General features: G+C 65.6%; 18 protein-coding genes. 8 read left to right on the forward strand and 10 right to left on the reverse strand.

All coding sequences use genetic code 11. The annotated features are described in order from the left end of the window. Window positions 1-249: 249 nt before the first annotated feature. The 3 genes from E3O11_RS01375 to dapD form a co-directional block, all read right to left on the reverse strand. On the reverse strand, window positions 250-855 hold the full coding sequence (locus E3O11_RS01375) for a hypothetical protein (protein ID WP_134495357.1): 606 nt from the start codon (window positions 853-855) through the stop codon (window positions 250-252). A 73-nt stretch (window positions 856-928) separates the two neighbouring features. Next, a complete protein-coding gene (locus E3O11_RS01380; protein ID WP_092450262.1) occupies window positions 929-3,589 on the reverse strand; it encodes a penicillin acylase family protein in 2,661 nt (886 codons plus the stop codon). Between the two features lie 67 nt (window positions 3,590-3,656). After that, window positions 3,657-4,646 (reverse strand): 2,3,4,5-tetrahydropyridine-2,6-dicarboxylate N-succinyltransferase, encoded by a 990-nt coding sequence (gene dapD / locus E3O11_RS01385; RefSeq protein ID WP_092450260.1) that lies wholly within the window; start codon window positions 4,644-4,646, stop codon window positions 3,657-3,659. Window positions 4,647-4,663: 17 nt separating this feature from the next. On the opposite strand from dapD, the gene dapE reads away from it, so the two are divergent. From dapE to E3O11_RS01400, 3 genes are all read left to right on the forward strand, one after another. Next, a complete protein-coding gene (gene dapE / locus E3O11_RS01390; RefSeq protein WP_092450258.1) occupies window positions 4,664-5,776 on the forward strand; it encodes a succinyl-diaminopimelate desuccinylase in 1,113 nt (370 codons plus the stop codon). A 15-nt stretch (window positions 5,777-5,791) separates the two neighbouring features. Beyond that, complete coding sequence (locus E3O11_RS01395; protein WP_241994611.1) at window positions 5,792-7,054, forward strand: hypothetical protein; 1,263 nt, start codon at window positions 5,792-5,794, stop codon at window positions 7,052-7,054. 82 nt (window positions 7,055-7,136) lie between these two features. After that, the gene (locus E3O11_RS01400; RefSeq protein WP_092108645.1) at window positions 7,137-7,313 is read left to right on the forward strand and encodes a DUF3117 domain-containing protein; all 177 of its coding nucleotides are present in this window, start codon (window positions 7,137-7,139) and stop codon (window positions 7,311-7,313) included. Between the two features lie 67 nt (window positions 7,314-7,380). Here E3O11_RS01400 and E3O11_RS01405 read toward each other — a convergent pair whose 3' ends face one another. Continuing rightward, window positions 7,381-8,013, reverse strand: coding sequence for an O-methyltransferase (locus E3O11_RS01405; RefSeq protein WP_092450256.1), 633 nt, complete (start codon window positions 8,011-8,013; stop codon window positions 7,381-7,383). Window positions 8,014-8,099: 86 nt separating this feature from the next. Between E3O11_RS01405 and E3O11_RS01410 the strand changes: the two genes are divergently transcribed. Both E3O11_RS01410 and ppk2 read left to right on the forward strand, forming a co-directional pair. Next, the gene (locus E3O11_RS01410) at window positions 8,100-8,489 is read left to right on the forward strand and encodes a sec-independent translocase (protein ID WP_092450254.1); all 390 of its coding nucleotides are present in this window, start codon (window positions 8,100-8,102) and stop codon (window positions 8,487-8,489) included. Window positions 8,490-8,506: 17 nt separating this feature from the next. Then, a complete protein-coding gene (gene ppk2, locus E3O11_RS01415) occupies window positions 8,507-9,328 on the forward strand; it encodes a polyphosphate kinase 2 (RefSeq protein WP_092450252.1) in 822 nt (273 codons plus the stop codon). A 28-nt stretch (window positions 9,329-9,356) separates the two neighbouring features. Here ppk2 and E3O11_RS01420 read toward each other — a convergent pair whose 3' ends face one another. Genes E3O11_RS01420 through E3O11_RS01430 form a run of 3 tightly spaced genes read right to left on the reverse strand, consistent with a single transcriptional unit; the run spans window position 9,357 to window position 12,419 of the window. After that, complete coding sequence (locus E3O11_RS01420; RefSeq protein WP_092450250.1) at window positions 9,357-10,538, reverse strand: Mrp/NBP35 family ATP-binding protein; 1,182 nt, start codon at window positions 10,536-10,538, stop codon at window positions 9,357-9,359. Beyond that, the gene (locus E3O11_RS01425; protein ID WP_092450248.1) at window positions 10,535-11,101 is read right to left on the reverse strand and encodes a DUF1003 domain-containing protein; all 567 of its coding nucleotides are present in this window, start codon (window positions 11,099-11,101) and stop codon (window positions 10,535-10,537) included. The genes E3O11_RS01420 and E3O11_RS01425 overlap by 4 nt, the downstream gene beginning before the upstream one ends. Next, the gene (locus tag E3O11_RS01430) at window positions 11,088-12,419 is read right to left on the reverse strand and encodes a magnesium transporter MgtE N-terminal domain-containing protein (RefSeq protein WP_092450442.1); all 1,332 of its coding nucleotides are present in this window, start codon (window positions 12,417-12,419) and stop codon (window positions 11,088-11,090) included. The genes E3O11_RS01425 and E3O11_RS01430 overlap by 14 nt, the downstream gene beginning before the upstream one ends. 251 nt (window positions 12,420-12,670) lie before the next feature. Between E3O11_RS01430 and E3O11_RS01435 the strand changes: the two genes are divergently transcribed. Next, a complete protein-coding gene (locus E3O11_RS01435; RefSeq protein ID WP_134495359.1) occupies window positions 12,671-13,198 on the forward strand; it encodes a hypothetical protein in 528 nt (175 codons plus the stop codon). A 48-nt stretch (window positions 13,199-13,246) separates the two neighbouring features. After that, a complete protein-coding gene (locus E3O11_RS01440; RefSeq protein ID WP_092450244.1) occupies window positions 13,247-13,795 on the forward strand; it encodes a YflT domain-containing protein in 549 nt (182 codons plus the stop codon). Window positions 13,796-13,866: 71 nt separating this feature from the next. Here the strand turns inward: E3O11_RS01440 and E3O11_RS01445 are convergent, their stop codons facing one another. Continuing rightward, entirely contained in the window at window positions 13,867-15,411 is a 1,545-nt protein-coding gene (locus E3O11_RS01445; RefSeq protein WP_092450242.1) for an aminopeptidase P family protein, read from the reverse strand. An 87-nt stretch (window positions 15,412-15,498) separates the two neighbouring features. Next, on the reverse strand, window positions 15,499-16,545 hold the full coding sequence (locus E3O11_RS01450; RefSeq protein ID WP_092450240.1) for an endonuclease/exonuclease/phosphatase family protein: 1,047 nt from the start codon (window positions 16,543-16,545) through the stop codon (window positions 15,499-15,501). Between the two features lie 88 nt (window positions 16,546-16,633). On the opposite strand from E3O11_RS01450, the gene E3O11_RS01455 reads away from it, so the two are divergent. Beyond that, complete coding sequence (locus E3O11_RS01455) at window positions 16,634-17,503, forward strand: PHP domain-containing protein (protein ID WP_092450239.1); 870 nt, start codon at window positions 16,634-16,636, stop codon at window positions 17,501-17,503. A gap of 112 nt (window positions 17,504-17,615) precedes the next feature. Here E3O11_RS01455 and E3O11_RS01460 read toward each other — a convergent pair whose 3' ends face one another. Next, window positions 17,616-19,193: a DEAD/DEAH box helicase gene (locus tag E3O11_RS01460; RefSeq protein ID WP_092450238.1), complete on the reverse strand. Its 1,578-nt coding sequence runs from the start codon at window positions 19,191-19,193 to the stop codon at window positions 17,616-17,618. Window positions 19,194-19,213 lie beyond the last annotated feature (20 nt).

Raw genomic sequence — 19,213 nt, forward strand, 5'->3', positions numbered from 1 at the left:
CGCACATGGCCGGTCGCACCTGGCTGCCCGCCGCGCCGCCGCCGGACCCAGTGGCCTTCCCCGTGCCGTCCGAAGTCGCAGACCCTTCGGCGAATACATCGACGCCGTGACCATTGTTGAGTCCGCCCGAGACCAGCTCGGGGGGACAAGTATCGTTCTTGATGTCACTTGAGCTGCATGTCGTCTCGCTGGCGTAAGACGCTGAAATCGAGGACGAACCCAATGCCACGAGTGAGATGACACCGAAAGCTAGCAAAAATTTGAACCGGACCATACCGTTGACTCCGCAATAAGAAGTTGATTGGACATTTCATCTGGGGTGTAAAAGACAACGACCAATGGCCAGCGCGTTGGTTGATTTGGATCCGAAACGGCTTGCCCAGTCGTATCCACCTTTTGGCTTTGGCTCACATCTAGACAGACGTAGGTCTTTATCTCCCATGTTGCATTTGATAGAGCCCCAAACGACTGCACTGTCATCGAATCAAATGAGGTGGTGCCGGTGAATCTCCAACCGTTGTCGTCCAATTCCTTCTTTGTCTCGATTTCTCCATCTCGCTCGCGTCCGGTCGTTAAAGCGAGGTAATCATTCCAAGAATCGGACCCAATTTCGCCAGCGGTATCGCCGGCCGATAGATACGCGGTATAGGCCGCCTCGGCGGCAGCGAGGGCTTCGTCGTTCGAGGCGAAGATCGGGGGAGCCTCAGCGGGAGCGGCCGTGGCCTCCGCGACGGGTGATGTCGTGTTGGGCGGGACGGGAGCGGCCAGGCATCCGCTCAGCGTGCCGGCAAGGAAAAGCACGGCAGCGGTGAGCACAGTTCTGTGCACGGGGCGGCGTCGCGGCGGGTTGCGCATGGGGTCACCATAGACCGGATTGCTACAACCCCGTCAAAGTTCTCCACAGGCTGGTGTTCGGGCCAGAATCAGGCTACGCCGCGGGCTTGAGGGTGAGCGTGTCGGCCGCGTCGTCCTTGATGGCGGCGGGGGTGAACAGCCACGGGCGCGTCTCATGGTCGCGCCAGAGCGGTGCTTGATCGGTGTAGTTGGAATGAAAGGCGTGACCGGATGCCCCGGTGAGATTGATCCAGGTGGAGTCGTCGAAGTTCTCCAGGTTGATCACCTGCCGCATCGACGGCACCCAGTCGACCTGGTAGCCCTGGGTGGCATCCCAGCCGACGGCGTTCACGACGGCGGATCCGCCCGCCAACTCGTAGGGTCCGCGGTTGAACAGCCACTCCAGCGGGGCGATCCCCGACTCACCGAAGCTCGCGTTCTTGAGGTCGAGCGTGTGGATGCTGCCCCACTGCCAGTCGGTCGGGTCGGATCCCATCAGATCGGCACTCTCGGCGGCGGCGCTCGTCATGACCCGCCGCAACATGCTCTCCTGGCCGACGGTGCCATAGGTGGGGTTGGACCACCACGGCGAGTCAGGCTGGCCGAGCAGGCTCGTCACGACGGAGAACGCTCGGTCACCACCGGTGAGGTGGGCGCCGTCATCGACCTTTCCGGTGAACATGTCCTTCAGCAACGTGCGCCAGATCACGTTGAAGTAGGCGGCCGCCGCGCTGTCGGCATCCACCTGGTAGTCCCAACCATCGAGCAGCTGCTGCGCCTCAGCTGCTGAACCGGTGAGGCGCACCTCCTGTAGCCGAGGCACCAGCGCAGCCGCGATCGCACTGTAGTTGTCGCCCTGAATGTCGCTCATCAGCTCCGCGGTGAGCGGAGTTCCGACCGCGATGAGTTCTTGCAGGCGAGCGGTGATCTGGTTTGCCCGGTATCCGAGATCCCAGTCGGCGGTCAGCAGGTTCGGGGAGCCCGGGTCGGCGGCGGCGTTATTGGCCGTGACGATGTATCCGCTCGGCGGATTGAACGTGCTCGGCAGCGCCTCAAAGGGGATGTAGCCGGTCCAGCCGTATTCACTGGTCCAGCCCGGCACCGGGAGGGTACCGCTACCGCTGGCTCGAATGGGGATGAGCCCGGGAGCCTGATAGCCGATATTGCCCTCGACGTCGGCGTAGGTCAGGTTTTGCGCCGGAACCTCAAACAGTTCAGCGGCAGCCCGAAAGCTGGTCCAGTCGGTCGCCTGGTTGAGTGCGAAAATAGCGGATGCCGTTCGCCCCGGTGTCAGCGCGGTCCACTGCAGGGACAGCTCATACGTCGTTAGGTCAACACCGCTGGCCTCAGCGCCGGACTCTGCCCCGGAGGAAGCGGTCGGCAGTCCAGCCGCTTTCGGATAGTCGCTGGCGATGCGTTGGTACGTGGTGCCGTCGAATCCGCTGAGTAACGGTCCGTGCTCGGTCGAGCGAATCTCGATCTTCACGTCATCGCCGCCGGCCACCGAGATCTTCTCGTCGCGCAGCAGGAGCGGCTTCGCCGCGCCGTCGAATTCATAGCTGTCGCCGGTGATTTTTTCAATGTAGAGGTCGGCGACGTCGGGTCCGAGGTTGGTGAAACCCCAGGCGATGCGCTCGGTGTGACCGATGATCACGCCGGGCAAACCGGAGAAGCTGTATCCGGCGACGTCGAACGGGCAGTCGGCGGTGATCGACTGGCAGCGCAGCCCGACCTGGTACCAGACCGAGGGCAGCGCCGGCCCGAGGTGCGGGTCGTTGGCCAACAGTGGCATGCCGGTGTTGGTGAGGGAGCCGGCGACGACCCAGGAGTTGGAACCGATCTCGCCGCCGGCCGGACCGAGCAGCTCCGGAATTGCCCCGAGTGCGGCGCGCAACTCGGTGAGCGCCCCCGCGTAAGAGTCGACGGACGCGGGCTCGACGGTCAAATCGAGGCCGGTGCTGGCGGATGGCTCAGCCGTTGGTTCACCGGCCGGCTCGGCGGCCTCCGGCGCCCCGGCCGACGGAACGACGACCGTCTGGCTGCCGGTGATGGTCGGGTGTGCTCCCGCGGGGTACTCGGGGTGCAGCTGGTTCACTTCGGTCGGGGTGAGCGTCGTCGACAGCAGTGCCCGGTCGATCTCATCATCCAGGTTGGAACGCAGGTCCCAGGCCATTGCCTTGAGCCAGGCGACCGAATCCGCCGGAGTCCACGGCTCGACCTCATACCCGGGGTTCTGCAGGCCCAAAACGGCATACTCCAGTGACAGATCAGCGCCGTCGTGGGTGTCGAGGTAGGCGTTCACCCCGTCGGCGTAGGACTGGTAATAGCCAAGCGCGACCGGGTCGAGCAGTGCTACCTCCTGTTCGGCGACGGCTCGCCAGCCGAGCGTCCGCACAAACGTGTCGGTGCCCACCTGGCTCTCGCCGAACAGCTCCGACAATCGGCCGCTGGTCACGTGCCGGCGAAAATCCATCTCCCAGAAGCGGTCTTGGGCGTGCACGTAGCCCTCGGCCAGAAACAGGTCGGCCGCGGTCTTCGCCGTGATTTGAGGTATCCCGGCTTCGTCACGAGTCACGGTCACCGGGTTTGACAATCCCTCGATGTCGACGGTGCCCGACAGCGTCGGGAACGACCGTGTCACCGTCCACACCCCGAGCCCGGCCGTGACCAGGACGAGGCTGAGCACCACACCGACCGCGATCAGCAACCGCCGAATGCGGCGATGGCCCTTGCTGCGCGGTGCGTCGGTGCCCACATCACTCCCTCGCGTGTTGCCTCTACCCGGATGCTAGCGGAACCCGCCGACATCCGCTCTGCAGCTGCTACGCGTGCAGCGCGGCGTTCAGCGTGATGCCGCTGCCGCTGCGGGCGAGGACCTCGACGGCGCCGGAGATGGAATTGCGGCGAAAGAGCAGGTTCGGCACGCCGGAAAGCTCCACGGCCTTCACCGTCGGCCGCGCGCCGTCGTCCCCGACCGGCTCGCCGATCAGAATCACCTTGGTGCCGGCCGTGACGTAGAGCCCGGCCTCGACGACGCTGTCGTCGCCGATGGCGATGCCGACCCCGGAGTTGGCGCCGAGCAGGGCGCGGGCACCGATCGAAATGCGCTGGGTACCGCCGCCGGAGAGCGTGCCCATAATGGATGCCCCGCCACCGATATCGGCGCCGTCACCGACCACGACACCCTGCGAAATACGGCCCTCGACCATCGAGGAGCCGAGGGTTCCGGCGTTGAAGTTGACGAAGCCCTCGTGCATCACGGTGGTGCCGGGCGCGAGGTGCGCGCCGAGCCGCACGCGGGAGGCATCCGCTATTCTCACGCCGGCCGGGACGACGTAGTCGAGCAGCGGCGGAAACTTGTCGACGCCGCTGGCCTGGATGCCGGCGCGCTGCAGGGCCGGGCGAAGCCGGGCGAAGTCGACCGGCAGCATGGGGCCGGCGTTGGTCCAGACCACGGTGGGCAGGTGCGCGAAGATACCGTCGAGGTTGATGCTGTTCGGCAGAACGAGCAGGTGGGAGAGCAGGTGCAGCCGCAGGTAGGCATCCGAGGTGCTGGCTGGGGCCGCGTCGAGGGTGATCTCCACGGTGACGGCTTCGAGGCGCACCGCTCGACGCACGTCGTCGCCGGCTGCCTCGCTGAGTTCGGCCGGAATGATCCAGCGATCGCGGCCGGTCGGCAGGGCGCCGAGGGCCGGGGTCGGAAACCAGGTGTCGAGCACGGTGCCGTCGGTGGCGACAGAAGCGAGACCATACCCCCACGCCTGGGTCGGAGTGGCGTCAGAAGGAGCGTTTTTGGTCAGAACGGAGGGCATACCTCTAGATTAGTAGGGTGACTTCTAGACTTCCGGCCCCAGCGAAATTCACCGTACTTGACCTGACGGCAACATCGATCGAACTGACCAGACAAATTTGCGACATGGAGTCGGTCTCCGGCAATGAGACCGCCCTGGCCGATGCGATCGTCGCCGCGCTGAAGGGCTTCGACCACCTCGAAATCATTCGCGACGGCGACACCGTCGTCGCTCGCACCAACCTGAATCGTGCCCAGCGCGTCGTCATCGCCGGCCACATCGACACCGTGCCGCTCAACGACAACCTGCCGACCCGCTACGAGACCATCGACGGCATCGACTACCTGTGGGGCCGCGGCACCGTCGACATGAAGGCGGGGGTGGCCGTGCAGCTCAAGCTCGCCGCCGAACTGAGCGACCCCGGAGTCGACGTGACCTGGATGTGGTACGACCACGAAGAAGTCTCCGACGAACTCAACGGCCTCGGCCGTCTGGCTCGCAATCGTCCCGACCTGTTCACGGGTGATTTCGCCATTCTCGGCGAACCGACCAAAAGCCAGATCGAGGGCGGTTGCAACGGCAACCTGCGGGTCGAGATCCGCACGTTCGGACTGCGCTCGCACTCCGCGCGCAGCTGGGTCGGCGAGAATGCCATCCACAAGGCCGCACCCATCCTGAACATTTTAGCCGGGTATCAGGCCCGCGAGGTTGAGGTTGAGGGCCTGATCTACCGCGAAGGACTCAACGCGGTCGGCATCACCGGCGGTGTCGCCGGCAATATCATCCCGGACGAGTGCATGGTGCACGTCAACTACCGTTTCGCGCCGAGCCGCAGCGGCGATGAGGCCGTCGCCCACCTGCGCGAGCTGTTCGCCGGCTACGATCTGACGGTCGTGGACCGGGCCGAGGGAGCGCGCCCCGGCCTCGACGCCCCGCTCGCCCGCGAATTCCTCGCTGCCGTCGGCGGCGTGGCCACGCCCAAATACGGCTGGACCGACGTCGCACGCTTCTCCGCCCTCGGCGTTCCGGCCGTCAACTACGGCCCCGGCGACCCGCTGAAGGCGCACGCCGACGACGAGCGCGTGGCCGTAGAAGAGATCACGGCCTGCGAGATCGGACTGCGCGCCTGGCTGAGCGCATCCGTTCGCTAACGCAGCGACAGAACGATGACTGAGCGGACGCTGCGCTCCCGCAACCAAGCCACCCGCCGCCCAGACCCCCGCCGCCCGCCCGCCCGCCGGCTGCCCGCTGCGTGGCAGGCCCGCTATCGGCTGACGCCGTGGTGGGGCAAGGTGATCGTGGTCTGGGCGCTGTCGCGCGTGGTCACGACGAGCCTGGTCCTCATGCTGGCGAGCGTGCAGGGCCCCAACGCCTGGACCGGCGCGAGCCCGAAATACACCGACTTCGCCAATATGTGGGACGGCAACTGGTACAACATCGTCGCCGTTGTCGGCTACCCGAGTGTGCTGCCGGAAACCTCGACCGGCCAGATCGGCGAGAACGCCTGGGCGTTCATGCCGGGGTACCCGGTACTGGCGCGCCTGCTTATGGAACTGACCGGGTTATCCTGGGCGCCGGTGGCGGTGTTCGTCTCGGTCGCCTTCAGCCTCGGCACCGCGCTGCTGTTCTACCGGCTGATGGCCCGGGTGCAGTCGCCGGCCACGGCCCTGTTCGCGGTCGTTCTGTTCTGTGCCGCCCCGCTGTCGCCCATGCTGCAGTTCGCCTACGCCGAGTCGATGTACCTCTTCTTTCTGACCCTCGCGCTCTACCTGCTGCTCGAACGCCGCTACTGGCTGCTGTTTCCGGTGATCGCGGTGATGGCCCTGACCCGGCCGAGCGGGCTGGCCTTCGCGCTCGCGCTCGGGCTGCACGTGATCTATCGGTTCGTCACGCGCGCGCGTGATCCTTTTGCGCCTCGAGAGCGGATGCTGGCGGCATCCGTTACCCTGTTCAGCGCTCTGATGGGACTGGCCTGGCCGCTCGCAGCGTGGGCGGCGACCGGCGACCTGATGGCCTATACGGACACGGAACTGGCTTGGCGAGCACCGTACATCGGCTATCAGGAGCTCGTGCCGTTCACGGCCTGGTTCCAGAGCGGCGTCTGGTGGCTCGGCAGCCCGTTGGGTATCGTCGTGGTGACTGCCCTGATTCTGGCCTTCGCGCTACTGCTGTTCACCCCCGCCGTGCGACGTCTCGGCGTTGACCTGCGGCTGTGGCTGGCGAGTTACGCCCTGTACCTGCTTGCGGTGTTTTTTCCGCAGTCCAGCACGTTTCGGCTGCTCATGCCGATGTTTCCGCTGCTCGGCGCGGCCGCGATGCCGCGTAACCGGGCCTATCGCGTGGCGATCGTTCTGGTCTGCGTGGCCGGGCAGTGGGGCTGGCTGCTGATCTGCTGGGGTGTCGACGGCTACGACTGGACACCGCCTTAAACGACCGCGATCAGGCCCTAATTTACGTCTCGGGCCGAGATAGTCGATAATGGATATACAAAGACGAATGGAAGGGGAGTTCATGGCGGCCATGAAGCCACGAACCGGAGACGGTCCAATGGAGGCGGTAAAAGAGGGGCGTCTGATCATCGTGCGTGTACCGCTCGAAGGTGGGGGTCGGCTCGTTGTATCAGTCAACGACGCCGAGGCCAAGGAACTTCACGATGCACTCGCAGGGGTTGTCGCTGCGGCGAAGTAGCGTTCCTCTGGTTTGAAATAGAAAAGAACGGCTGCTCGCGCAGCCGTTCTTTTCTATGTGCGGTCGGTTAAGCGCTCAGCTTGGTGATCTGCAGCAGCCCATCGCCGACGGGGGAGAGCGCGCTGATCACGGCACTCGACCCGGCGATCTCGGTCAGCAGCGTGCGAAAACCGGTGGCCACGTCGTCGCGCTGCGCCGGGTCGGCGACGCGGCCGCGCCACAGGGCGTGCGCCACGAGTACGGTTCCGCCCGGGCGGGCCAGGCGCAGGCCGTGTTCAACGTATTCGATGACCGACTGCGGGTCGGCGTCAACGAAAACAATGTCGTAAGAATTCTCGTTCATGCGGGGCAGCACCTCACCGGCCTTGCCTGTGATCAGGCGAACCCGGTTGGCCGGAATCTTCGCCTCGGCGAAATTGGCTTTGGCGTGCTGTAGATGATCGACCTCGGTATCGATCGAGGTCAGGGTAGCGCCGGGCGCGCCGGTGAGCAGCCAGATCCCCGACACTCCGGCCCCGGTACCGACCTCGAGGATGCTGCGGGCCCCGGTGGCGGCGGCGATCACGGCGGACTGTGCGCCCACCGAGGGTGCAATCGCGTCGATCCCGAGTTCGAGGGATTGTTGACGCGCGCGCGCGATGGCTTCGGATTCGACGACACAGTCGTCGGAGAACTTCCAGTTCAATTCAATGTCAGACACAAATAACTCCAGTAGATGATTAGCTCAAGACTAGGGCCGAGGTGGACTGGTCCATGGATGCCCCGCCGGGCAGATATTCTAGGGACATGTTTGGGCTGACGTTCGAAAAGATTCTGCTGATCGGGATCATCGCTGTCTTTTTGCTTGGCCCAGACAAGTTGCCGCACTACGCCGCCCAGCTTGCTCGCCTGGTACGCCAGCTGCGCGACATGGCCAATGGTGCCAAAGATCGCATGCGCGACGAGATGGGTCCGGAGTTCGACGATCTGGACTGGAAAAAACTCGACCCACGCCAGTACGATCCCCGCCGTATAATTCGAGAAGCCCTCGCCGATGAAGACCCGGTCAAGGAGCAATCCGCGTCAATTTCCCGGGCCGAGCCGAACCCCGACGGCGCCTATTTGAAACGCAAACGTGCCAGGGAAGCCGCCCTGGCCGCGCTCGAGCCGGCCCCGTTCGACTCTGAGGCGACGTAACGCTCCAAGGAGAACGGATGAGCGAGTTGAAGCAGCCCAAGCGAGTAAAAAAGTCCATCTACGAGACCGAACTCGCCCGGCTGCAGGCCGAACTGGTCACGATGCAGCAGTGGGTGAAGGCATCCGGTGCCCGCGTCGTGGTGATCTTCGAGGGCCGCGATGCTGCCGGCAAGGGTTCGGCGATCAAGCGCATCACCGAATATCTCAATCCCCGGGTGGCGCGCATCGTCGCGCTGCCGATGCCGACCGAGCGCCAGCGCGGCCAGTGGTATTTTCAGCGCTACATCGAGCACCTGCCCTCGACCGGCGAGATCGTGCTGATGGACCGATCCTGGTACAACCGGGCTGGCGTCGAGCGGGTGATGGGCTACTGCACTTCCGATGAATACCGCCGGTTTCTGCACCAGGCACCCCTGTTCGAACGGATGCTGGTCGAAGACGGAATTCTGCTGGTCAAGTACTGGTTCTCGGTGTCTGACCTGGAGCAGGAACGACGGTTTCGCTCCCGGCTGAAAGACCCGATGCGGCGTTGGAAGCTCTCCGAAACGGATGTGCTGTCGATCACCCAGTGGGTCGAGTATTCCAAGGCGAAGGATGAGATGTTCGTGCACACCGACATCGCCGAAGCGCCCTGGTGGGTGGTCGAGAGCGAGGACAAGCGGGCCAGCCGGTTGAACGTGATCAGCCATCTGCTCTCGCTCGTGCCGTACGAGAAAACGGACCCGCCGAAGGTGCACATTCCGCCCAGGCCGCCGGCTTCGGACTATGAACGGCCGCCGCGGGAGGAGAACCACCAGGTTCCCGACCATGCCGCGACGCTGGTGAAGCCGAAGGAATAAGGATTCCCGGGCGGTTTCATTGGGCCGGCTAGCGCGGTGTGAGGCCCAGGCTGAGGCCGGCCAGTCCGCGGGCCCGCGTCTTCATACGGTGCGCGAGCTCCAGAATGGCGCGAGCGGCCGGGTCGTCGGGCGCGCCGAGCACGACCGGGAGCCCGGCATCACCGCCGCTGCGCAGGGCCAGGCTTAGCGGAACCTGCGCTAGCACCGGCACCGGCGCGGGCTGCCCGACGGAGAGGCGCCTGGCGACCTCGTCGCCGCCGCCCGAACCGAACAGCTCGAGCAAGCTGCCGTCGGGCTGCACCATCGCCGACATGTTCTCGATCACGCCGTAGACGCTCTGCCCGGTCTGGCGGGCCACGACGCCGCTGCGTTCGGCCACATCGGCCGCTGCGGACTGCGGCGTGGTCACGACGATGACCTCGGCGTGGGGGAGCAGCTGGCCGACCGTGATGGCGACGTCGCCGGTGCCCGGTGGCAGGTCGAGCAGCAGCACGTCGAGGTCGCCGAAGTACACATCGGTGAGAAACTGCTTGATCGTGCGGTGCAGCATCGGTCCGCGCCAGGCGACCGCGGCCGACGCGTCGTCGATGAACATGCCGATCGAGATGACCTTCACGTCGTGCGCGATCGGCGGCAAAATCATGTCGCCGACCTGGGTTGGTTTGACCGCGAGGCCGTCGTGCACCAGGCCGAGCAGGCCGGGAATGCTGAAGCCGTGCACGTCTGCGTCGACGATTCCCACTCGCAGGCCTTCACCGGCCAGCGCCACGGCCAGGTTCGCGGTGACGGTGGACTTGCCGACGCCGCCCTTGCCGCTCGTGATCGCGTAAACGCGGGTGAGCGACTCCGGGCCGAACTGCACACTGCGTGCCACCTGGCCGCCGCGCAGCTTCTCAGTCAGCGCGGTGCGTTGCTCGCGGGTCATGATCGCCACCTCGACGCTCGCGCGCCCCGGCCCGGACACCGACTCGGCGGCGGCGAGAACGTCGCTCTCGATGCGCTGGGCGGCCGGACAACCGGCAATGGTCAAGCGGATGCCGACGCTCACCTGACCGTCATCGCTCACGCTCACCCCGGACACCATGTCGAGGTCGGTGATGGGCTTGCGAATCTCGGGGTCGGTCACCCGTGATAGGGCGGTGAAGACGCGGGAGCGGATGCTGTCGGGCTCTGGAGTCAGAGGGGCCGGAGGAAAAGGTGTAGAAGTCATGCGGTGGGGCGGCTTTCGTCGGTGCTGTCTGGGGCTGCTCGTTCGTCGCTGCGCTCATCACTGCGCTCATCCAGATGCTCGAGCAACGCACGCAGTTCCGCGCGGATGAAGTCTTTCGAGGCCATGTCCTTGATCGCAATGCGCAGCGCTACAACCTCACGGGCGAGATATTCGGTGTCAGCGAGGGTGCGTTCTGACCGCTGGCGGTCCTGCTCGAACTGCACACGATCACGGTCGTCCTGACGGTTCTGCGCGAGCAGAATCATCGGCGCGGCATACGAGGCCTGCATCGAGAGCACGAGGGTCAGGGCGATGAAGCCGAGCGCGACGGAGTCGAATCGCCAGGCAACCGGGGCGAGCGTGTTCCAGGAGATCCAGGCGACGGCGAACAGGGTGAGTCCGAGCAAAAACCAGGGGGTTCCCATGCCGCGGGCGATGGCCTCGGTGAAGCGGCCGAACCGGTCCCGGCTGTGGCCGCCGTTGCGCCCGAGACCCACGAGGTTGCCGGTTCGCAGCCCCTTGGGCGCATCGAGGCGCAGGTCGGCGCGATTATTGCGGGCCACGAGTCGTCCTTTGCGCTCCGGGGAGCGGGATGCTGCCGGTTCTCAGCTCGCTGCGGGCGGCGGCGCGGCGACGCACATCGTCATTGCCGTCGTGGCTGCGCCAGTCGTCGGGCAGCAGGTAATCGAGCACGTCATCAATCGTCACCACCCCGACCAGTCGGTAATTCTCATCGACCACGGGCACCGACACAAGGTCGTAGCTCGCCAGAATACGGCTGACTTCGGCGGCCGACGTGTCGGCGGTCACCGGATCCAGACCTGCGTCGAGCAGCGTGCCGAGCCGCTCGTGGGGCGGGTAGCGCAGCATCCGCTGAAAATGCACCATGCCCAGAAAACGACCGGTGGGAGCTTCGTAGGGGGGCAGGGTCACGCAGATCGCCGCACCGAGTGCCGGGGCAAGATCATGACGACGGATGCGCGCGAGCCCCTCGGCGACGGTGGCATCGGCCGAGACGATGATCGGCTCGGTCGTCATGAGGCCGCCGGCCGTGTCGGGAGCGTAGGAGAGCAGAAACCGCACGTCTTCGGCTTCTTCGGGCTCCATCAGGTCGAGCAGCTGCTCGCCGCGCTCCTCGGGCAGCTGGGCGATGAGGTCGGCCGCATCGTCGGGCTGCATCTGATCGAGCACATCGGCGGCGCGGGCATCGCCGAGGCTGGTCAGAATGCCGACCTGATCGGTCTCTGGCATCTCTTCGAGCACGTCGGCGAGGCGATCGTCGGGCAGCTCGCCGGCCACCTCAAACATGCGCTCGCGCGGCAGGTCGAGCAGGGTATTGGCGAGGTCGGCCGGTTTCAAATCGGAATAGGTCGCGATGAGGTGTTCGGCGGACTGCGCCTGGCCTTCGGTCGCTTTCTCGCGCACCTCTGCCCAGGTTGCAAAGGTCGTGACGCCCTTGACGAAGGGGGAGGCGCTGGTCTTGGGGCGACGCACGAACAGCTGGCTGATCGCCCAGTCGGCCTCCGTGCCCTCCTTGATCGCGACGTCTTCAATGGTGGCGTCGCCCGAGCCGTCGGTGAAGAGCACCTTGCGGCCGAGGAGTTCGGCGATGACGCGCACCTCGCCGCCGCGCTGCTCATAGCGGCGAACATTGATGAGGCCGGTCGTGATGATCTGGCCGCTGCCGATGCTGGTGACCCGGTTGATCGACACGAAGACGCGTCGTTTACCGGGGATCTCCACGATCAGGCCGACGACGCTGGGCGGGTCGTTTTTTCGATACACCACGAGAACATCGCGCACCTTGCCCACGCGGTCGCCCGCGGGGTCGAAAACGGTGCACCCGGCCAGTCGGGCGACAAAAACTCTGGTGGCACTCACAATATAAATGTAGGCCACTGGCCCGACATTGGTGGCCCGGCACGACTTCCCGTGTCGGCCACCAGCCCGACGATGGTGACCAGGCACGAATTGCCGGCACGGAATAGGGTTGCGCTCATGACCGTTTGCGAACTTGCCCATGATTCCCGACAAAAGTTCACTGCGCGGTGCTCGGCCGGGCCCGCTTTCCGGGCGCAGGGCGAACGTTGAGCTTTCCGGCGAAGGACGGCATTCCGCCGGCGAGGCGAGCCGTGCAATTGATCTGGAGCGGAGTGGCACCCGACTACGGCAAAGTCAAAGACAGCGCCGCCGCCGGCCGGGCGCTCACCGGTCTCCTGAACGCAGCGCACGACATCCTCGCCTATCGGCAATTATCGGTCAAGGCCGAATCAATCCACCTGGTCTCCGGCGACCGGATGAGCTACCTGAAATTTGCGGTCGCAACCGATCGCACCGCGGGCAATGCCGTTTCGCTGTCCCACCTCCTGGCGGTCAACGCTGAGGAGGCACGGGGTCTCGGCGACCTGATCGGCGGGAACCCGCCGTTTCGCTCGCTCCGAATCGTCATCCTCTCTTTGGAGGGCGACTTCGCCATCAACCGGCTCGACCTGGACCCCGAAAGCCCGGGCGGTGTCTCGTGGTACGGCCCGTTCGACCGCGAGCTCTTCAAGGACATTGCTCTGGGCTTTGCGCTCTTCGTCACCCACATGGTGGCCAATGTCTTTGACGACGACGACGGTGAGGAGACGTTCGCCGAGTCCATTGAATGGATTACCTGAGGTGGCACGATCGGGCATGTCAACAGGTCTGCGTGAAAGAATACCGGAATGAGCAACCAGAGTCTGTTTCCCCGGCGTCGCCCAGTTTTGCCTCCCGTGTTGCCGCGCGGAGAGGTGCTCGCGACGTACAGCACCTACGCCGATGCGCAGAGCGCGGTCGACACGCTCGCCAAGGCGGACTTTCCGGTGAAGCAGCTGGCGATTGTCGGCAACGACCTCAAGAGTGTCGAGCGAGTGACCGGCAAACTCACCTACGGCCGGGTCGCGCTCGCTGGCGCGGCATCCGGTGCCTGGTTGGGAATTTTCTTCGGGATTCTGTTCTTTTTGTTCTCGCCGACCGGATCGAGCCTACCGTTCGTCTTCGCCGCCCTGATTATGGGTGCCGGATTCGGCATGCTGCTCGGCATTGCGAGCTACGCGATCAACCGCCGCCGCCGCGACTTCACCTCGACCATGCAGGTCATCGCGACCAACTACCAGATCATCGTCGACGTCGAACTGGTCAACCGGGCCCGCAACCTGCTCTCGGGATTCCGCGAGGCCGAGCCAACAGCGCCTGCTGCGCCCCCGGTAGATCCTCCGATCCCCTCCGAATAGTCACGCGAGAGCGCAAAAAGTGCCCGATTGGGAGTCCCAATCGGGCACTTTTTGCGCTCTCGCGAACCTGTTTAGCTGTGCTTCGCGGCGATCCAGGCTTCAACTTCATTCGCGGTGCGGGGAATAGCTGCGGAGAGGTTTTCGGCTCCGGTGGCGGTCACCAGGATGTCGTCTTCGATGCGCACGCCGATGCCGCGGAATTCGGCCGGCACCGTGAGGTCGTCGGGCTGAAAGTACAGGCCGGGTTCGATCGTGAAGACCATGCCCGGTTCGAGCACGCCGTCCATATACATGTCGCGGCGTGCCTGCGCGCAGTCGTGCACGTCGATGCCGAGGTGGTGGCTGGTACCGTGCACCATGTAACGGCGGTGTTGGCCGTTGTCCGGAAGAAGGGCCTCCTCCGCGGTGACCGGGAGCATTCCCCACTCCGCGGTGCGCCTCGCGATGACCTGCATCGCGGCGGCGTGCACGTCGCGAAAGATGGCACCGGGGCGAACGACGGCGAGGGCGGCATCCGCTGCCTCACGCACGGTTTCGTAGACCTGGCGCTGGACGTCGCTGTAGACGCCATTCACCGGGAGGGTGCGGGTAATGTCGGCGGTGTAGTAGCTGTCGAGTTCGACGCCGGCGTCGATGAGAATGAGGTCACCGGCGGCGACAACGCCGTCGTTGCGGGTCCAGTGCAGAATGCAGGCGTGCGGGCCCGAAGCGGCGATGGTGTCGTAGCCGACCGTGTTGCCGTCGCTGCGGGCGCGGGTGTTGAACACACCCTCGACGAGGCGTTCGCCGCGGGCATGCTGGCTGGAGCGGGGGAGGTCGGCGATGACGTCGTCGAATCCGCGGGCGGTGGCGGCGACAGCGAGGCGCATTTGCGCGATCTCCCAGGCGTCCTTCACGAGGCGCAGTTCGGACAGATCCCGGGCCAGGCCGGCGTCGGGCTCATGCTCGGCATTGATCTCGATGCTGAACGGAGAGTCGGTGGCGTTGCTGCTGAGCACCCGCTCGGCGGCGAAACGCAGGCGGGCCTCGTCGACCTGCTCGGTAAAGGTCGGATCGGCTTCACGCAACACGAGGGTTTCGCTGTCGACCGCCTTCAGCACTGCGGCGAGGTCGGCGATGCCGCGCACCGCGACGGCGAGGTCGCTGGCGACCTGGGCGACGGATGGACGCGGTCCGATCCAGAATTCGCCGATGTCGGGGTTGGCGTAGAACTCGTCGGAGTCGCGGCCGGCCCGCTCGCGAAAGTACAGGGTCGCGTCGTGGCCGACAGCGGCCGCTGGTTCCAGCACGAGCACGGCACCGGGTTCGCTGTCGCTGCCCCAGCCGGTGAGGTGGGCGAAGGCCGAGTGGGCGCGGAAGGCGTAGTCAGTGTCGTTGGAGCGCTGCTTGAGGCGGCCGGCCGGAATGATCAGTCGCTGGCCCGGGTACTGCGCGGATAGCCGGGCGCGACGTGCGGCGGCGAACGGTGCCTGCTCGCGAGCTGGCGGCAGAACGTCGGTGCGTTCGGCCCATCCGCTCGCGATGAAAGCTTTGAAGCCGGTAGACCTGGGAGTGGTCGAACGGTTCTCGTTCGAACGCGCGGCAGGAATAAGTGCGGGAGCAGTAGTATCAGCCATTCCCCCATTCTCACACCGCACTCTGGGCGGCGCCCGATCGGGTGCTGCAGATGCTGCGACGAGCGGATCCTGCGCGGCTGTCCGAAACTAACTGGCCGGCGTCAGCGTCGCCACGATCGGTCGGTGATCGCTTCCGGCCTCGTCCAGTGACTCGATCACCTGCAGGCCCAAGACCCGCCAGTTCGGGGTGGCCATCACGTGATCGATCGGGCTGCCGAGCAGCGCGGGCATCGCGGTCGGCCACGTGCCGACGGATGCCGCACCGATTGACAGGGCAGCATCCGAGCAGTTGCCGAGAACCGAGCCGCCGCCGCTCGCGCGCCCCGCCATATGGTCGAGCGTGGAATTGAAGTCGCCCGCCATGATCACGTCGTCGCCCAGGCACTGGGTGGCGAGCCAGTCGAGATCGCTGCGCCAGTTCGACATCTCATACTGAATCGGTGCAACGGCATGCACCGCCACAATGGTCGGGCCGGTCCCGTCGACCGGTTCGGCCACCACGGTCGGCAGCACATTGGTGTTGCCGGGCGGCCCGGACCCGGCCGCGTTGGTGACCGTGTAGTCGCCCAGGTCCGGGCTGATCAGCACGGTGGTGGAGCGGGCCTTGGAGACCAGATCGAAGGCCAGGGTGTGCACCCACATTGGGCGGCCGGCGTCGCGCATCGCTTCGGCGATCAGAATGCCGGTCTCTTCCGTCGTTTCGGGCAGGGTCACGACGTCGGCGTTTTGGGCCAGCGCTTGCGCGGCGATGACCGCGGCGCCGGGAGCGTCTCCGAGCGTGTTCCAACTGAGTACGGTGACGGAGTCGGCATCCGCTTCGGCGCTGAGCTGACCCTGGGTGGGCGAAACCGTGGTCGTGAAACCGCGGGAGGCCAGAATGCCGACGTTGGCGATACCGAACAGGGCGAGCAGCACCATGGCCATTCCCAATGTTCGACGCAGCGGGCGAATAAACCGCAGTACCCCGAGCAGGACGAGCCCGACGACCGCGCCTATGACGGCCACGGCGCGAAAGGACACCAGATGGGCGACGACCCAGCTGTTGTGCAGGCCGAACGCCTGCGGCCAGGTCACCACCAGCAGGATGACGGCGGCACCGATCAGAATCAGTGCCCGAAGGAGTCTGGAGAACATTGTTCTGAACCCTAGATCAGTATTCTGGGGAATCCCCAGTGCCGTGGTCAGCAATGAACGGGCGCAGGTGTCCAACTAGCATGGGAGCATGGCAGTCGCGCGGCAATTTCGGGGTCCGATCGACCTTCACGCACACTCGAGCGTGTCGGACGGCACCGAGACTCCGGCGGAGCTCGTGCACGCCGCAGCCGTGGCGGGGCTCGGCACGATCGCCCTCACCGACCACGATTCGACGGCCGGCTGGGCCGAGGCTTCCGCGGCCGCACGCACCGAGCACCTGACACTTATTCCGGGAATGGAATTCAGCACCCGCGTGCGGTACGCCAGTGTGCACCTTTTGGCATATCTTTTTGACCCTGACGATTCGGCGCTGCTGGCGGAGATGACCCGCGTGCGCGCAGCCCGGCTCAGCCGGGCCGAGCAGATGGTCGCCCGCATCGGCGTGGATTACGACCTGAGCTGGGACGATGTGCTCGCCCAGACCACCCCTGAGGCCACGGTCGGCCGGCCACATATCGCCGATGCCCTCGTGGCCCGCGGGCACGCCCTCAATCGCAGCGCGGCCTTCGCCGACATTCTGCATTGGAAGGCCGGCTACTTTCAGCCGCACTACGCTCCCGATCCGGTGCGAGCGATCGAGCTCGTGCGCGCCGCCGGGGGGGTGCCGGTCATCGCCCACCCCGCCACCCGTGGCATCGGCGACGTCGTCGCCGAATCCAGCTTGAAGACGATGGTTGAGGCCGGACTGTTCGGACTCGAACTGGAGCATCGCGAGAATAATCCGGAACCCACCAAACGGCTGTACGAGCTCGCCGCCAAATTCGGGCTGTCCGTCACCGGTTCGAGCGACTATCACGGCACCGGCAAGCCCAACCTGCTCGGCGAGAACACCACAGCCCCCGACGTTCTCGACCGCATCATCGCCGAGGGCCGCGGCGCGGCTCCGGTTTACGGTTGATCCCCTGAAGCGGATGCCGCAGCATTGAACGCAAACGCGCCCGACCTCCGAGGCTGCCGAAGCCGAAGCGAAGGCAGCCCGGGTGCCGGGCGCGAGCGGTGCTGAGCAGCTATTAGATCGCGCTGCCGGTCTGCGGTGAGCGACGACGGGTACGGCTGCGACGCAGCGGGGCGTTGTTTCCGTCGTGGTGCTCGGCTCCGCCGCCATCGTGCGTGCCGGCGGCCGGAGTTGCCGCCGGGGCGTCCGGGTTCGTGCTGGAGCCGACGCGGGTGCGTGACCGGGCGGGGCGACTGGCGTCGTCGGCAACCGGGCTCGTCGCTGGCCGGTCAGAACCGGTGCGCGCAGAGTCGCCACGGCCGGAGCCACGACCGCCCTCGGAGCGCCCGCTCTCCGAGCGACCAGAGCGTGCCGCGCCGGATCGGCTGCCCGCTCCGGCGGAACGCGACCCGCCGGTACGTCCGGCCCCGCCGGTGCGAGCGTCCCCCGCGGTGACCTCCTTCACCGGGGTGGCGCGCAGGCGGCCCTTGGAGCCGGCTGGAATGTTCAGGTCGGTGTAGAGGTGCGGTGACGAGGAGTACGTCTCCATCGGTTCCGGCTGGCCGAAGTCCAGGGCCTTGTTGATGAGCGACCACTTGTGCAGGTCGTCCCAGTCGACGAAGGTGACGGCGATTCCGTTCTTGCCGGCGCGACCCGTGCGGCCGACGCGGTGCAGGTACGCCTTCTCGTCTTCGGGGATGGTGTGGTTGATCACGTGGGTGACGTCTTCCACGTCGATGCCGCGAGCGGCGACATCCGTTGCAATCAGAATCTCTTTCTTGCCGCTCTTGAAGCTGGCCATGGCGCGTTCGCGCTGTTCCTGGTTCAGGTCGCCGTGCACGGCGGTGGCGTTGAAGCCACGGTCGCCAAGTTCTTCGACGAGCTTCGCGGCGGCACGCTTGGTGCGGGTGAAGATGATGGTCTTGCCACGGCCCTCAGCCATGAGGATGCGGCCGATGACCTCATCCTTGTCCATGTTGTGCGCGCGGTAGACCAGGTGTTCGATGTTGGCCTGCATGAGGCCTTCGTCGGGGTCGGTCGCGCGAATGTGAATCGGGCGGTTCATGAAGCGGCGGGCCAGGGCAACGATCGGTCCGGGCATCGTCGCCGAGAACAGCATTGTGTGGCGGGTCGCCGGGGTCTGCGCGAACAGCTTCTCAATGTCGGAGAGGAAGCCGAGGTCGAGCATCTTGTCGGCCTCATCGAGCACCATCTCGCGCACGTTGGCGAGGGTGAGCAAACGCTGGCCGGCGAGGTCGAGCAGACGGCCGGGGGTGCCGACGACGATCTGAGCGCCAGCCTTGAGCTGTTCGATCTGACCCTCATAGGCCTTGCCGCCGTAGATGGAGACGATCTTTGTATTACGGTTCGCCGCGGCGAGTTCGAGGTCTTCGGAGACCTGCACGCACAGTTCGCGCGTCGGAACGACGATGAGCGCCTGCACACCGGGCTCCGGGTCGAGTCCGAGGCGCTGAATCACCGGAAGCCCGAAGCCGAAGGTCTTTCCGGTGCCGGTCTTGGCCTGGCCGATGATGTCCTGGCCGGCGAGAGCGAGCGGGATGGTCTGGGTTTGAATGGGGAACGGTTCGAGGATGCCCTTGTCAGCAAGGGAGTCGACCATGTCCTGGTCAATATTAAGTTCGGAGAAAGTCACGAATGTATGCCTGTCATTAA

This window comes from Cryobacterium levicorallinum (assembly GCF_004402405.1).
GTDB classification, from domain to species: domain Bacteria; phylum Actinomycetota; class Actinomycetes; order Actinomycetales; family Microbacteriaceae; genus Cryobacterium; species Cryobacterium levicorallinum.

Bases quoted from the DNA above. Each gene is read 5' to 3' on its own strand.
- dapD (WP_092450260.1), bottom strand. From the start codon at position 4,646: ATGCCCTCCGTTCTGACCAAAAACGCTCCTTCTGACGCCACTCCGACC.
- E3O11_RS01455 (WP_092450239.1), top strand. From the start codon at position 16,634: ATGGCAGTCGCGCGGCAATTTCGGGGTCCGATCGACCTTCACGCACAC.
- E3O11_RS01450 (WP_092450240.1), bottom strand. From the start codon at position 16,545: ATGTTCTCCAGACTCCTTCGGGCACTGATTCTGATCGGTGCCGCCGTC.
- E3O11_RS01375 (WP_134495357.1), bottom strand. From the start codon at position 855: ATGCGCAACCCGCCGCGACGCCGCCCCGTGCACAGAACTGTGCTCACC.
- E3O11_RS01395 (WP_241994611.1), top strand. From the start codon at position 5,792: ATGACTGAGCGGACGCTGCGCTCCCGCAACCAAGCCACCCGCCGCCCA.
- E3O11_RS01445 (WP_092450242.1), bottom strand. From the start codon at position 15,411: ATGGCTGATACTACTGCTCCCGCACTTATTCCTGCCGCGCGTTCGAAC.
- E3O11_RS01400 (WP_092108645.1), top strand. From the start codon at position 7,137: ATGGCGGCCATGAAGCCACGAACCGGAGACGGTCCAATGGAGGCGGTA.
- ppk2 (WP_092450252.1), top strand. From the start codon at position 8,507: ATGAGCGAGTTGAAGCAGCCCAAGCGAGTAAAAAAGTCCATCTACGAG.
- E3O11_RS01410 (WP_092450254.1), top strand. From the start codon at position 8,100: ATGTTTGGGCTGACGTTCGAAAAGATTCTGCTGATCGGGATCATCGCT.
- E3O11_RS01440 (WP_092450244.1), top strand. From the start codon at position 13,247: ATGAGCAACCAGAGTCTGTTTCCCCGGCGTCGCCCAGTTTTGCCTCCC.
- E3O11_RS01420 (WP_092450250.1), bottom strand. From the start codon at position 10,538: ATGACTTCTACACCTTTTCCTCCGGCCCCTCTGACTCCAGAGCCCGAC.